Consider the following 13,914-nt stretch of genomic DNA (forward strand, 5'->3'; position numbering starts at 1 on the left):
TAGTTTAGTAGATGTTCAAGCTTTGCTTCACGCTCTAGCCGAGGGGAAAGTAGCCGCAGCGGGGTTGGATGTTTTGCCAGAAGAACCCGTGATGCGCGAGGAAGCCGAACTGCTGCGCTCGGTTTATCGCAAGCAGCACAACATGGAAACGCTGTTAGCCGACCATATTCTGCTACGCCTACGCAATGTTATCATCACCCCTCATAGTGCCTTTAATACCCGTGAGGCAGTTCAGCGCATTCTGGATACAACTGTCAACAATATCCTCTCCTTTGGAAAAGGTAAGCCTCAAAATGTTGTGGAGGGTACTTTCAGATGAGAACTACTACAGGTTGATGTGCAACTCTACCTAAATATGCAAGCAAAAGTCTTCTCAAGGTAGAAGTTGGCAACTGAATGTTTTCTATAAAATTCCAATTTTCCCAAACTGCCAAAGTTGTTCTTTTATCAGTAAATTGTCTATGCGCTATCTTGCACTTGCCTGTGATTATGATGGAACCCTAGCTCATAATGGTCAGGTGGATGAAACAACCTTAGCTGCGCTTGAGCGCCTGCGAGACTCTGGTCGGAGGCTAATTCTAGTAACTGGTAGGCAGATAGACGACTTACTGCACGTCTTTCCTTACGCCGACTTGTTTGATCGGATTGTAGCAGAGAACGGAGCTTTGCTGTACCAAAACGCTACCCAGGAAGAAAAGCTACTAGGCGATCGCCCATCAGCGGAATTTATCAAAGCGCTACGCGAAAGAGGCGTAGATCCGTTCTCTGTGGGCAAGGTGATCGTTGCGACCTGGCATCCTCATGAAACCACAGTGCTTGAGGTAATCCGTGAGCTGGGGCTGGAGTTACAAATAATCTTTAACAAGGGTGCTGTGATGGTGCTGCCTTCAGGCTTGAATAAAGCAACTGGACTGGGCGCTGCATTGAGCGAACTGGGATTATCACCACATAATACCGTTGGTGTAGGCGATGCTGAGAACGATCATGCCTTTCTCGACCTATGTGAGTGTTCCGTAGGGGTTGCTAATGCTTTACCTGTACTCAAGGAGCGGGTTGATTTTGTTACCAATGGCAGTCGGGGTGCAGGAGTTACTGAGCTGATTGACAAACTGGTTGCCTCGGATTTAGCAGAACTTGAGCCTCAGTTGACACGACACCAGATCCTGCTTGGCACCTGCCAAGATAGTGAGTTAGTCAATCTCAAGCCCTACGGTGTCAATCTTCTAGTCGCTGGCACTTCGGGGAGTGGTAAGTCAACCTTGGCAACGGGGATTTTAGAACGCTTATCAGAACGGGGTTATCAGTTTTGCATCATCGATCCTGAAGGCGACTATGAGGCTTTCGAGGGGGCGGTGATTTTGGGCGATCACCAAAGAGAGCCGAGTGTCGCTGAAGCCCTCGAACTGCTAGAAAACCCTAGCCAAAATGCCGTGATCAACCTGATTGGAGTTTCTTTAGAAAACCGTCCTTCATTCTTTGAAAACTTGCTGCCTCACTTACAGCAGCTAAGGGCTAAAACAGGTCGTCCTCACTGGATAGTCGTTGACGAGGCACACCACCTATTACCCTCATCCTGGGACCCTGCGGTGATCACGCTTCCTCAAGAGTTAGAGGGAATAATATTAATCACTGTACATCCAGATCGGGTTTCGGCGGCTGCTCTGTCGCTCATCGATACGTTGATTGCTGTTGGTGAAGATCCAGAGCAAACCGTAAAATCTTTCTGTAAGAACCTAGTTCAGCAACCACCCTCCTTCGATCCCCCTACCCTTGAACCAGGAGAAGCTGTTGCATGGTTCAGACGAACGGCAGCCGAGCCGTTTCAATTTCGCATTGCCCTGCCTCGGATTGCCCATCGCCGCCATCTCCGCCACTATGCCAAAGGCGAGATGGGTGCAGATAAAAGCTTTTATTTTCGTGGTTCAGAGGGAAAACTCAAGCTGCGGGCGCAGAATCTTGTCCTATTTAATCAGCTAGCAGAGGGAGTTGACGATGCTACCTGGCTGTACCATCTCCGCCGAGGAGATTACTCTCGTTGGTTCCGAGAAGCGATTAAAGACGAGGATCTGGCTGCTGAGGCAGCACAAGTTGAACAATCGCCCAATAATTCCCCCGAGCAGAGTCGCGCTTTAATTAGGGACGTGATCGAGCAGCGTTATACGGCTCCATCTTAATCAATCTACAAATAAAAAAGAGGTAATTATGGCTCGCATTGCAATTAATGGATTAGGTAGAATTGGCAGAGCTGTTTTTAAGCTCATACTTAATGAGCCAGAATTAGAATTAGTTGCAGTTAATGACTTGGTTTCAACCGAAAATCTAGCTTATTTGTTGAAGTACGACACCGTTTACGGCAAATATAAAAAAACAGTAGAAAGTGACGAAAATAGCTTAATTATAGACGGCAAAGAGTACAAAATTTTTAGCGAAAAAGACCCAGAGCAACTTCCTTGGGGCAATTTAGGAATTGATGTAGTTTTTGAATGTACTGGGATTTTTACAAAGAAGGAAGGTTTAGAAAAGCATATCAAAGCGGGTGCAAAACACGCGATCCTCTCAGCGCCTGCTAAAAGTGAAGATGTTGATACAGTGGTTTATGGTGTTAACCAAACACCTGATTCTGCACAAATTTTCTCCTGTGCCAGCTGCACTACCAATTGCATTACACCCGTGGTAGAGATATTGGGTAGAAGGATTGGCGTGAAAAAAGCAATCATGTCAACAATTCATGCCTATACTTCTTCTCAAGAAATTGTGGATGGGCCGAGTAAAAAATTCCGCCGAGGCAGGGCGGGTGCAGCCAATTTGGTACCAACTTCTACCGGAGCAGCGATCGCTACTGCTAAAGTACTACCACAATACGCGGGGAAATTTGATGGTGTGGCAGTGCGTGCGCCAATTCCAGTTGGTTCAATTGCTGACATTATCTTCGTCACCCAGAAAGAAACAACTGTCGAAGAAATTAATAGCATCTTCAAAGAAGAATCACAAAGCGATCGCTACAAAGGTATCTTGGGCGTTTCCGAAGCAGAAATTGTCTCGTCTGATATTGTTGGCGATTCCCATGCCTCAATTGTCGATTTGACAATGACACAAGTTGTTGATGGCGACTTAGTAAAAGTTATGAGTTGGTATGACAACGAATGGGGCTATGCCAATCAAATGGTGCGGGCAGCTATCAGCTTGGTAGGAAATTCAAAATCATAAAAATGGCAAAACTAATTTTGGTTCGTCACGGTCAAAGCACCTGGAATGCAGCTAACCGATTTAGCGGCTGGGTAGATGTCCCCCTCAATCGTGTTGGTCGCCGCGAGGCGATGGAAGCAGCAAAGAAAATTAGTCCTTATCAGATTGATGTCTGTTTTACTAGCTTACTAGTCAGGGCGTTAGAAACAACTGCCATTTGTCTAACTGAGTGTGAAGGGGCTTGTGGTGGTAAAAGCCCCGTTTTCAAACATGATGCTGATGACCCCAATTGGCACGGTTGGGACAAATATGAAGGCTATAAAAGTGAAGAAATTCCAATTTTCACCAGTCCAGGCTTAGACGAACGCCACTACGGTGACTTACAAGGATTTAACAAAGCCGAGATGGCACAGAAGATAGGTCAAGATATCGTCCACGAGTGGCGGCGCTCTTTTTCCGTCCGCCCACCAGGAGGAGAGAGCTTGGAGGACACCGCTGCTAGAACAATTCCATTTTTCCAAAATCGGATTCTACCCCACCTTAAACAGGATGATAATGTTCTGGTTTCCGCCCACGGCAACTCCCTACGCTCTATCATTATGTATCTCGATCAACTCAGCCAAGAGGAAGTTCCAAATCTCGAACTTGCAACGGGTATCCCCATTGTCTATGAAATCAATAAAGAGGGAAAAGTTAGCGATAAAGTCGTTTTGAAATAAATATTTCCGTTCCCCATGCGTAAAACTAAAATTGTTTGCACTCTCGGCCCCGCCTGTTCTGATCGCCATACTATCAAAGCGATGGTAGAAGCGGGTATGGATGTGGCGAGGTTGAACTTTTCCCATGAAAATGGTGAAGCTCATTTAAAGAGGATTAATTTGATCCGCGAAGTTTCCACAGAACTAAACCGCCCAATTGCTATTTTGCAAGATTTGCAAGGCCCCAAGATTCGAGTTGGAGAGATGGTAGATGATGTAGTCTTGCAAGCTGGTGAGAAAACTTCAATTGTCATTGAAGAGGTAGTGGGGACAGCCGCAAAATTTAGTTCCACTTATCAAGGTTTGGCGGGGGATGTCAAAGAGGGCGACCCCATCCTCATTAATGATGGCTTAATCAAACTCCAGGTTGATCGGATCGCGGATAACACTATCTATGCAACTGTCATTTATGGTGGTTCGTTGAAAAGCCATAAAGGTATTAATCTCAGCCAATCCTCGATCTCTACCCCAACCCTTACTGAAAAGGACATTCAGGATTTAAAGTTGGGATTGGCTCAAGAAGTAGATTATGTTGCTCTCTCTTTTGTGCAAGAACCTGGGGAACTCAAGCGTTTAAAAGACATGATGGCAGGTCAAGACAAAAAGATTCATGTCGTTGCTAAAGTCGAGCGCCACGAAGCATTAGACGAGCTAGAGGGAATTGTCGCTGCTGCCGATGTCATTATGGTGGCACGAGGAGACTTAGGTGTGGAAATTCCTTTAGAACAAGTCCCCTTAATTCAAAAGCGCCTGATTCAAACTTGCCACGAACATCTCAAACCAGCGATTGTTGCTACCCAGATGCTGGAGTCCATGATCCAAAATCCCCAACCCACCCGCGCTGAGGTTTCTGACATTGCCAACGCCATTTGGGACGGTGCAGACGCTATCATGCTTTCAGGTGAGACTGCAATAGGTCGTTACCCAGTAGAAGCAGTCAAGACTATGGCTCGCATTGCCCAGACAGTAGAGGCAGATTTAGCTTCATTTCCCCATTACATTGATGGTGCGGTGAAAGAAAATCATACACCCAGTGCTGTCGGTCACGCAGCCTGCCAGTTAGCAGACAATCTCAAAGCACGGGCGATTATCTGCTTCACACAGAACGGTTTTACTGCACGGATTCTCTCTAAATATCGTCAGCCGATCCCGATTATTGCTGTCACAACCACCGAGTCCGTCCAACGGCGGCTAGCTCTTTATTGGGGTGTTCAATCTTTGTTGCTTCAAGAGGTTTCTAATACTGATGAAATGATTGCCAGAGTGGAACAAGCCGCTGTTGATCGCGGACTAGTGAGTACGGGAGATATGGTTGTAATTACCGCTGGTTTACCTCTAGCGATTACAGGAATTGCCAACTTAATCAAGGCACACCGCATTGGTGAGCCAGTGCTGTAAAGGGGTGTGAGTATCAATGGATGCTGTTGGCGAAATATTTCTTCACATTTGAAAACCTTACAAATGCTAAAGCGAACTGTGATTTTACCCCCCGCATGACAAAATTTTGAACCATAGCGTGACCAAAAATTAACGTAATTTCAGGCTTTTGAGCAAATCTTCAACCTAACTTTATGAATTAAATTATGCCCGCGTGTTTTACTTGTGTTCCATAATGCAACCCAAAGTTTTATTTTTTGACTTGGTAAAAAATGCAGAGCAAGACACACTAATTTAACCCTTAAATTTTGAACTTTCGGTCAAAACTTGGTTCAAAATACCCACAATATGGTTCAAAAATATGTTTAGCCAAGAATTGAGTGATAAAGCGATGCCTGCGGCGGGCTGCGCCTACGCCCGGTATCTTGGTTTTAAAAGCTCTCGCTGACGAACACGTACTTCAGGAACTATAAAAACCGTGTTGCTTGCTGCAATACCTTGGTCAAAAAAAGAGTATGAAGAGAGGGCTGATGTAGTAGAGTTATAGTCTTCCAAAACAACAACTCGAAAGCCACACACAGCCCATGTTAGCCATTTAGGACGAGGTGTTGCCTGTAATCCTCTGTACGGTAGGTTGTACTTTATCTACAACTGTTTTTGGCAGAGGTACATATCCTAACTCTTCACTGAATGCTTGACACTCATTCAATGCATATTCAACAACATTTTGCAGAGTTTGAGCTTTTTGTTGGTCTTGGTACTGGTCGTAAACTAGAAGCCAGGTGTAGGTTACGATCGGATAAGATTGTTCCCCCTTTGGATCTCTAGCAAAAGAAACTAAGTTTTCTGGTAATTCTATTGACTCCAACGCATTAGCAGCTGTCTCGGATGAAGCAACAACATAATTGCCTGAATTATTTTCTATGGCAGCAAAAGGAATCTTATTCTGCTTGGCGTAGCCGTATTCTACATAGCCGATTGCACCTTGGGTTTGTTGAATCTGAGCAGTAACTCCCTCATTACCTTTAGAACCAACACCCGCAGGCCAGTTTACAGTTTTATCTGCACCAACTTTACTTTTCCATTGGGGGCTAATTTCGCTTAAGTGTTCCGTGAAAACGGCTGTAGTACCACTACCATCAGAACGATGCACGACTGTAATCGGTAAATCAGGTAAATTCACACCGGGATTTGCTTGAGCAATTTGTGGGCTATTCCAACTTTTGATTTCTCCTAGAAAGATTGCCGGGTAGATTTCCCGTGGCAATCTAATAGGCTTTTCTACACCAGGTAAGTTGTATGCAAGTACAATCGCTCCCGCAGTTAAGGGAATTGTCAGTGCCCCGCGCTCAATTTTTTGTCTTTCTTCTTTGGTAATCGCCACGTCGCTAGCACCAAAATCCACTGTTCCTTGTGTAAACTGCTGTACGCCAGCACCGCTACCGACGGATTGATAGCTAACCCTTATATTAGGATTTTGCTGATTGTACTCATTAAAACAGCGCTGGTAAAACGGAGCAGGAAAACTTGCTCCAGCCCCAACGAGGGAGACATTACCACCGATGTTTGCAGCAGGGCTAGCATTTGGTGAAGAATTTTCAGCAGTTGGTGGTTGACAAGCACTAGTACCCAAGAAGATGGCAACTAAGGGTAGAGAAAAAGCTCGTCGCATCGAAAAAAGTTGAGTCAGCATAAGATGTATTTCGGGTTTTACAGTAACGTCAATGTAGCTTTCCAAAAACCTATTAGAAGTTTAAAAATGGCTGTCTCTGATTAGGAGATGAAATTAACTATTAGCATTCTCTGCTCGTCACTCGGTTGTTCCTTAACCAAAGTGACCGCTCACATACTGTTTGGTAGATTCTTCCTGAGGACTTTCAAAAATAGTCTCTGTTTTGTCATACTCAACTAAGTAACCAAATCGCTTACCGTTTTTCCCTGCCTTTGCATTGAAAAAAGCAGTGAAATCTGATATGCGCGTAGCTTGTTGCATATTGTGAGTCACAATGACAATAGTGTAGTCCTGCTTCAGTTGGTGAATTAGTTCTTCCACGCTCTCAGTAGATATTGGATCAAGAGAGGAAGCAGGTTCATCCATCAAGACCACTTCTGGCTTGAGTGCGATCGCCCGCGCAATACATAAACGCTGTTGTTGTCCGCCAGAGAGCGACAAACCACTGGTTTTTAGTTTATCTTTGACTTCATTCCACAAAGCTGCTCGCTGGAGCGATCGCTCTACTAATTCATCCATATCGCCTTTGAAGCCATTAACTTTAGCTCCATAGGCAATGTTTTCATAAATCGATTTCGGGAAAGGATTTGGCTTTTGGAATACCATACCAATCCGTCGCCGCACCGCCACAGGATCGATTTTTGATCCATAAAGGTCTTTCCCACGGTAAATCACTTTACCTTCTACCCGACAGCCATCAATTAGGTCATTGAGCCGATTAAAACAGCGAATTAGCGTACTTTTACCGCAGCCAGAAGGGCCAATTAAGGCAGTGACGCTGTTTTTCAGGATATCCATTGAAACTTCTTGCAATGCCAAAGTTTCGCCATAGTAGACGCTCAATTTTTTTGCCTGCAAAACCGTTTCGCTTGAATCTGCGTGCTTTGGCTTGGCAGGAGGACTGTTGTTTTGGTGATTTTCATCCTGATTTCTAGAACGCATAATGATTGAGGAGGTTGGAAGGATAATTAAAAGTTTTTTCGCCAGTGGTTTAATATGTGGTTTTACTGGCTACCCAACGAGAGAGAATACTAGTTAACAAAATCATCAGCACCAGAATGAGCGAAGCTGCCCAGGCAAGTTCCTGCTGATTTTCATAAGGTAAACCAGCGAAGTTGTAGATTAAGACTGATAGAGTGGGAACTGGCTCCCATATACCGCGAGGCCAGAATTGGGTAAACAAAGCTGTAAAAATCAGAGGTGCAGTTTCTCCTGCGGCCCGGGCGATCGCTAAAGTCACTCCTGTGGCGATCGCTCCCATAGCAGCAGGTAGTACTATCTGCAATACAGTCTGGAAGTTGGAAGACCCTACACCTACTGATGCCCAGCGCACCTCTTGCGGCACTAGTTGCAAAGATTCATCACTCGTTCGTACCACAATAGGCAACATGAGAATGGCAAGGGCAAATCCTCCCGCAACCGCAGAGTAAGTACCTGTTGTAGCAACAATTACTCCATAGGCAAAGATGCCAACAATGATCGAAGGAACGCCGCTCAAGACATTGGTGGCAAAACGAACCCACTTAGCTATTCTACCAGAGCTAAATTCTGACAAATAGACTGCTGCGAGAATGCCAAAGGGAATGCTAATAGCAGCAGCAATTCCCACCACAATCAGCGTTCCCACAATCGCCGGGGCAATACCTCCTCCTTGTTGCAGCGCTGCTGGTATCGACCCAGTAAATAGTTCGAGATCGAGTCGATTGGCTCCCCTGATAATGACATAGCCAACTACTAAAAATAAGGGCAGCAAGGCAATACCTAGCAGTAAAAATGCTAATATCGTCAGTGCCAAATCAATTGCTGTTCTGGGAGTAGAGTAAGAGCGCTCCATTTTAGGAAGGGGAAAATCATCATAATTCCCATTCTGGTTACTAGCTGTCATAGCAGAATCTTCTCCTTTATTAGCGATCATTTGCTTTTCATTCAAAGTTAATCGCCAATTACAAATGACTAATTATCAATTACTAATTAGTATTTTTTCACTTTTTGAATAATCCAATATGCTGCGATGTTAACTATAAGTGTGATCACAAATAGCACTAATCCGGCATAGAATAAAGAAGCTCTTTGCAGACCACCTGCTTCTGCAAATTGATTGGCTAACAGAGAGGCAATTGTATTTGCTGGCGCTAGGATTGAAAAGCTTAAATCGTTACTATTACCAATCACCAAAGTGACAGCAATTGTCTCTCCCAGCGCTCGACCTAATGCCAACATCGTGCCACCAATAATCCCAGAAAATGCTGCTGGTATGAGTACGCTGAAAATTGCTTGCCAGCGCGTAGCTCCAATACCATAAGCTCCCCAGCGCAACTCACTAGGCAGAGCAGCAAGAGAATCTCGAGCGATCGTTGCCAGGATGGGCAAAATCATAATCGCTAAGATGATGCCAGCCGGGAACATACCTGGGCCAATATATCGTGTGGAAAACAACGGTATATAACCAAAGTTATCGTGGAGCCATCCACCGATAGGTTGCAGAAACGGAATCAAGACAAAAATGCCCCACAATCCATAGACGACGCTAGGAATGGCTGCTAGCAGCTCTACCAGAAAAGTGAGCGGAGTCCGAATGGATAGCGGCAAAAAATTTTCGCTCAGGACGATCGCACATGCCACACCAATCGGGAAAGCTATAAGCAGCGCAATCAGAGAACTCACGACTGTGCCATAAGCCATAGGAAGCACGCCATAAACGCCCTTTACAGGGTCCCAAGCAGAAGTTATCAGAAATTCTAATCCAAGCTGTTGAATAGCAGGTATTGAATTCCAAGCAACTTGCCCTGCTATCCATAGCAGAATTCCCGCCACACCTATTGCTAGTATCCGCGTCCCCCAAAGAAAGCTTTGGTCGATCGCCTTTTCAGTTACAGACCGCGCTTCTTGCGCTGTCATTTGAGAATCACTGGTTGTGGAAGTCATCAACTACCTCCATTATTGAGCATTTTGTTTGTTGACAGGAGTACGAACAATATACTGATTGGCAGCTAAATTAATAGCAATTGGTTCTATCTTTCCTTGGGAAACTAAAGTTTGATAAACTAAAGCTGTAATCTCTCCTCTAGTTGCAGGTTTACTTGGATTAAGAACTTTAATATTTGGATAGTTGACTACTATATTTGCTTTAGTTGCGGCTGCTACATCTCCAACTGCATATTGCGGAATATTATTGGCATCTGCGTAAGTGTTAGTAATAACAAATGACGCGGGACGGTTAAGATTTACAGGATTAGCTGCTACGGCTGGGGCTTTTGATATTAATAAAGGCTGCATTAAAGTAGTAAATGCTAATGGCATCATACGTCTTTTTACAGGTTTTTGTGCGGTTTTTTGGGGAACTACTCTCTGCATGGCTGTGGGTACAGTAACTGCTGATGTACCAGTAATTAGATTCAGACCTTTGTTTAAAGCAACTATAGCCTCAACTTTAGAAACCGATTGATTGGGACGAAAGTAACCACCAGGATAACCCGACATAAATCCTTGTTGATATGCTTCTTCAATGGGACGAGTAGCCCAATAGTTATTAGGAACATCCTTATATACAGCACCACTTTGTATCTGGCGAGTTGGTGGTTGGTCAAAAGCTTTACGAATAATTGCTGCAAACTCATCTCGGTCTACTGGCTGTTCTGGTCGAAATGTACCATCAGGATATCCAGTTACAATATTTCTTGCAGCCAAACCTCGAATAAATGGCTGTGCCCAGTAATTAGGTTGAACATCACTAAAGGTAGTTGTAGGAGAAGATTGAGCATAGGTATCCAATGCTCCAACTGCAAGTACTGTTAAATTTAAAGCTAGTAAAGATACACCTGCTGACACTAATTTAGTTAACTGTGTCATGATCCGTGCCCCCTGTTTTCTCAATTATTTATTATTTCTAATACTTCAATAGTTATTAACAAGTTATTAACAAATAGTGGAGATTTAGTGGAGAAATTTCTTCCAGAGCTTAAAATACTACCAAAGACTGACTATGCTTATTACTTTAAGTATAGATAAGGCAACAATGAAAATATCAAAAACGTCAATGTTCTAGCAGGGGTAGCGCATCTCAAAGCCTATTGACAAGCGGACTCGCCCGATCAGCAATAAGGTTTGAAACAAAGTGGCGCTATCAGAGCTAGGGTAAGATTTAATCCATCTAGCCCAACGAGCCGATAATGCCGACAGGATTTGAGAACAGGAAAAATAAAACCAAAGCATCGTTGACACCCAACGTAGATAGCAAAGACATTACCAGTAAGTTTCAGGAATACTTCACACAAGTAAAAGACCCAACAGTGGAAAGGACGAGATGGCATTCACTCACCGATATCATCACCATAGGTATTCTGGCAGTGATAGCAGGCGCACTCTTGTTGGGAAGATATTGAGGAGTATGGACTCAATAAAAAAGAATGGTTAGAAACGTTTCTAGAACTACCAGAAGGTATACCCAGTCCAGATACTTGTTAGTTGAGTCTTTGAGAAAATTAATCCTAAAGAGTTTGAGCAATGTTTTCGGCGGTGGGTACAATCACTGGTTGAGAAGTTGGGTGTAGAAGTAGTCGCGATAGATGGCAAAGTGAATAGAGGCTCCTATGACCGAGAATCTAAGCTCAAAGCTTTGCATCTGGTCAGTGCGTGGTAAGCGTGAACACCGTTTGGTTTTGGGACAAACATTCAACGATAAGCAGTCTTTTCTAGAATTGACCCAATCGTAATGCATCCAACCACAATGCCATTGCATCGGCTTGTAAAAATTAGCCCACCCTGCGTTATCTATTTTCGTAATCTAAAATCGGGTTTCATACTGAACTTGGAATAGATTGTCATCCCCTAAATTAGTTGAGCCTCGCATCAAAATTTCATCATTGAGTCGATAAAGCACGTTATAACGGAAAGACTCATCGCTAGAAAGAGGGCGTGATAAAGAAGCAGAGAAATTTCTACTGATGTCAAATACACCTTCTGCTGATAAATTCAGAACTGAAGCTGTCGTTGTTTCATTACTAGTTGTAGGGGTGGGAAATATCCGAAATTCACTGAAGCCAATAGCCTGTCCGATCGCAGTAATAGTTCCTTGCAAACCACCTAAAATGGTAGAACTAGCGAAATTAGTCAGCCCTTGTCCTGCATCTGCTTGACCAAAAGAACCAAGAATCGAGCCACCCAGTAAAGCAACTATTTCTCCTCTACTACGGTTAGGTTCACTCGTCAGTTCCAGGTTTTTGCCCAATTCACTAGCTGCCCCGTTGACTCTGGCTTGAACGCGAACTGTACGTAAAGTCCCAAAATTAGTAGCAGAAACATCGCTGATTTCAGCAGACAATGGTGATTCCAAAATTCGATTATTCGTTGCCGATGCTTCAGGTACAATTGCGAGCAGTCGGACATCCAGAATCGGATCAAGTCCTTGACTAGGAGTAAACCGTGCAGTATGTTCGTAGCCTCGCGCCAAGGTAAACTCAGTGGAAAATAAACTTACTCGTCCTCCTGTCAAACGAATGACTCCTTCAGGACGCGGTTTGGCTAACGTGCCATTAATGGTCAAGTCGCCTTTTGCTTCAAAGCTCAATAGGGGCTGGCTAAAGACGGCTGCTCCTGGTATTGAGTCGAGAAAAGATTGACTGGTAACACGAACATCGTCGTCTAGAATTAACCTTAAATCTGCAAACTCTACAGGTAAATTGGGTGGAGTTGCTGTGCTAGTGCTTGCGTCTGCTGTCGCCACTGGCTTAGTGCTTCCTTCCACTGTAACTACTGGGTTAGCGCTACTCTCTGCTGTCGGTGTAACGTTAGGGTTAACCTCTTCTCTATTTAGATTTATGACGTTAGCGTTAGCCGCTGCTGTAGCTGCTGATTTTTTCTCACCAGTAGCCGAGTTTCCAATAATCACCTGACCATCACTCAGTTCAATCTCTCCACCAATTACAGGTTTTAAGGCTGTTCCGCGAAGTACGATATCGCCGCCGACACCGCCTTCATACAGTCCTGCAATTTCAAAGTTAAGTTTGTCTGCTATTGATACTGTCAGAGGATTTGCTACGGCTTGCTGAGGCTGAAGAATCGGGAGTATGCCTGATGCACTTACTTGCCCTTCATTGTAAGTGCCTTGGATACCTTGGACATTCACAGTACTACCATTAAACTGCGCTATTCCTGTGACATTCGTTAGGGGTTCAGATAAGGCTTCAGCGCTAAAAGTTGCATCATTAAGTGTGACATTGCCGTTAATAATTGGTTCGTTTAAAGTACCTTGAACATTTAAATCTACTTGTCCTTGACCGTCTACCCAAGCGACTTGATTGTTGGTAAACAGGTTTAATAATGCCAATCCTTCATTTTGCACATTGGCATTGATGCTGATTTGATTGCTATCCGGTTGCACTTCGGCAAAAGGTAACGGAGCAGGTACACTACCTGTAATGGCAACTGGCTGCGTTCCAGTCACTAGTAAAGTACTGTCAAAATTCAAACGAGCATCGTTGTAATCAAAGTTCACCTGTCCTGTTTGTACAGGTTGCTTGTTGAGAGTCGCATTGGCTAACGTCACTTCCCCTTGAACTCTGGGGTCTTGTAAACTACCTCCCAATGTGGCATTAGCATTTACATTACCAGTGATATCTATGGGGTATTGTTCAATAAAAGGCTGTAAAAGTGATAAAGGTAAACTTGCTACATTCAAGTTGCCAGATAGTTGCTCAGTTCCTAACTGTCCTGAAAAAGCCACTAGTTGTAACGACCTGCAATACTAATCGCTAAAACCTGCAATCAAGACATTTACAAACCAGGATTAAATGCAACTATAATTGCGCTTCAGCCAGGATTAAATGCAACTGAGCCAGGATTATTTGCAACCAACCTGCAATC

At 44.1% G+C, this 13,914-nt stretch carries 12 protein-coding genes and 1 pseudogene; 7 read left to right on the forward strand and 6 right to left on the reverse strand.

All coding sequences use genetic code 11. The features are described from left to right. The 5 genes from ACEW80_RS17555 to pyk form a co-directional block, all read left to right on the forward strand. A partial coding sequence (locus ACEW80_RS17555) for an NAD(P)-dependent oxidoreductase (protein ID WP_373527825.1) occupies nt 1-319 on the forward strand: 319 nt, incomplete at its 5' end. A gap of 142 nt (nt 320-461) precedes the next feature. Beyond that, complete coding sequence (locus ACEW80_RS17560; RefSeq protein ID WP_373527826.1) at nt 462-2,174, forward strand: HAD-IIB family hydrolase; 1,713 nt, start codon at nt 462-464, stop codon at nt 2,172-2,174. A 28-nt stretch (nt 2,175-2,202) separates the two neighbouring features. Beyond that, nucleotides 2,203-3,207 (forward strand): type I glyceraldehyde-3-phosphate dehydrogenase, encoded by a 1,005-nt coding sequence (gene gap / locus ACEW80_RS17565; RefSeq protein ID WP_373527827.1) that lies wholly within the window; start codon nt 2,203-2,205, stop codon nt 3,205-3,207. Nucleotides 3,208-3,209: 2 nt separating this feature from the next. Beyond that, entirely contained in the window at nt 3,210-3,905 is a 696-nt protein-coding gene (locus ACEW80_RS17570; RefSeq protein ID WP_373527828.1) for a 2,3-bisphosphoglycerate-dependent phosphoglycerate mutase, read from the forward strand. 15 nt (nt 3,906-3,920) lie between these two features. Then, nucleotides 3,921-5,342 carry a pyruvate kinase gene (gene pyk, locus ACEW80_RS17575; RefSeq protein ID WP_373527829.1) on the forward strand — a complete coding sequence of 474 codons (1,422 nt, stop codon included), beginning with the start codon at nt 3,921-3,923 and terminating at the stop codon, nt 5,340-5,342. Between the two features lie 574 nt (nt 5,343-5,916). Here pyk and pstS read toward each other — a convergent pair. From pstS to ACEW80_RS17600, 5 genes are all read right to left on the reverse strand, one after another. Further along, nucleotides 5,917-7,014, reverse strand: coding sequence for a phosphate ABC transporter substrate-binding protein PstS (gene pstS / locus ACEW80_RS17580; protein ID WP_373527830.1), 1,098 nt, complete (start codon nt 7,012-7,014; stop codon nt 5,917-5,919). A 132-nt stretch (nt 7,015-7,146) separates the two neighbouring features. After that, complete coding sequence (gene pstB / locus ACEW80_RS17585; protein ID WP_373527831.1) at nt 7,147-7,995, reverse strand: phosphate ABC transporter ATP-binding protein PstB; 849 nt, start codon at nt 7,993-7,995, stop codon at nt 7,147-7,149. Between the two features lie 49 nt (nt 7,996-8,044). Further along, nucleotides 8,045-8,938, reverse strand: coding sequence for a phosphate ABC transporter permease PstA (pstA, locus tag ACEW80_RS17590; protein ID WP_373527835.1), 894 nt, complete (start codon nt 8,936-8,938; stop codon nt 8,045-8,047). A gap of 86 nt (nt 8,939-9,024) precedes the next feature. Further along, entirely contained in the window at nt 9,025-9,978 is a 954-nt protein-coding gene (gene pstC, locus ACEW80_RS17595) for a phosphate ABC transporter permease subunit PstC (RefSeq protein ID WP_373527832.1), read from the reverse strand. Between the two features lie 12 nt (nt 9,979-9,990). Next, nucleotides 9,991-10,902 carry an S-layer homology domain-containing protein gene (locus ACEW80_RS17600; RefSeq protein WP_373527833.1) on the reverse strand — a complete coding sequence of 304 codons (912 nt, stop codon included), beginning with the start codon at nt 10,900-10,902 and terminating at the stop codon, nt 9,991-9,993. Nucleotides 10,903-11,222: 320 nt separating this feature from the next. Between ACEW80_RS17600 and ACEW80_RS17605 the strand changes: the two genes are divergently transcribed. Then, a complete protein-coding gene (locus tag ACEW80_RS17605) occupies nt 11,223-11,435 on the forward strand; it encodes a transposase family protein (protein ID WP_373527834.1) in 213 nt (70 codons plus the stop codon). After that, nucleotides 11,431-11,517 (forward strand): hypothetical protein, encoded by an 87-nt coding sequence (locus tag ACEW80_RS17610; protein WP_373527836.1) that lies wholly within the window; start codon nt 11,431-11,433, stop codon nt 11,515-11,517. Before ACEW80_RS17605 ends, ACEW80_RS17610 begins: the two co-directional genes overlap by 5 nt. 319 nt (nt 11,518-11,836) lie before the next feature. On the opposite strand, the pseudogene ACEW80_RS17615 reads toward ACEW80_RS17610, so the two are convergent. Continuing rightward, nucleotides 11,837-13,777 (reverse strand): annotated as a pseudogene (locus tag ACEW80_RS17615) (translocation/assembly module TamB domain-containing protein); the annotation flags it as partial. Nucleotides 13,778-13,914 lie beyond the last annotated feature (137 nt).

Origin of the sequence: Nostoc sp. (assembly GCF_041747015.1) — a bacterium.
In the GTDB taxonomy this organism is placed as follows: Bacteria; Cyanobacteriota; Cyanobacteriia; order Cyanobacteriales; family Nostocaceae; genus Nostoc.

Coding starts and splice junctions, on each gene's coding strand:
- ACEW80_RS17560 (WP_373527826.1), top strand. CDS start 462: ATGCGCTATCTTGCACTTGCCTGTGATTATGATGGAACCCTAGCTCAT.
- gap (WP_373527827.1), top strand. CDS start 2,203: ATGGCTCGCATTGCAATTAATGGATTAGGTAGAATTGGCAGAGCTGTT.
- ACEW80_RS17570 (WP_373527828.1), top strand. CDS start 3,210: ATGGCAAAACTAATTTTGGTTCGTCACGGTCAAAGCACCTGGAATGCA.
- pyk (WP_373527829.1), top strand. CDS start 3,921: ATGCGTAAAACTAAAATTGTTTGCACTCTCGGCCCCGCCTGTTCTGAT.
- pstS (WP_373527830.1), bottom strand. CDS start 7,014: ATGCTGACTCAACTTTTTTCGATGCGACGAGCTTTTTCTCTACCCTTA.
- pstB (WP_373527831.1), bottom strand. CDS start 7,995: ATGCGTTCTAGAAATCAGGATGAAAATCACCAAAACAACAGTCCTCCT.
- pstA (WP_373527835.1), bottom strand. CDS start 8,938: ATGACAGCTAGTAACCAGAATGGGAATTATGATGATTTTCCCCTTCCT.
- pstC (WP_373527832.1), bottom strand. CDS start 9,978: ATGACTTCCACAACCAGTGATTCTCAAATGACAGCGCAAGAAGCGCGG.
- ACEW80_RS17600 (WP_373527833.1), bottom strand. CDS start 10,902: ATGACACAGTTAACTAAATTAGTGTCAGCAGGTGTATCTTTACTAGCT.
- ACEW80_RS17605 (WP_373527834.1), top strand. CDS start 11,223: ATGCCGACAGGATTTGAGAACAGGAAAAATAAAACCAAAGCATCGTTG.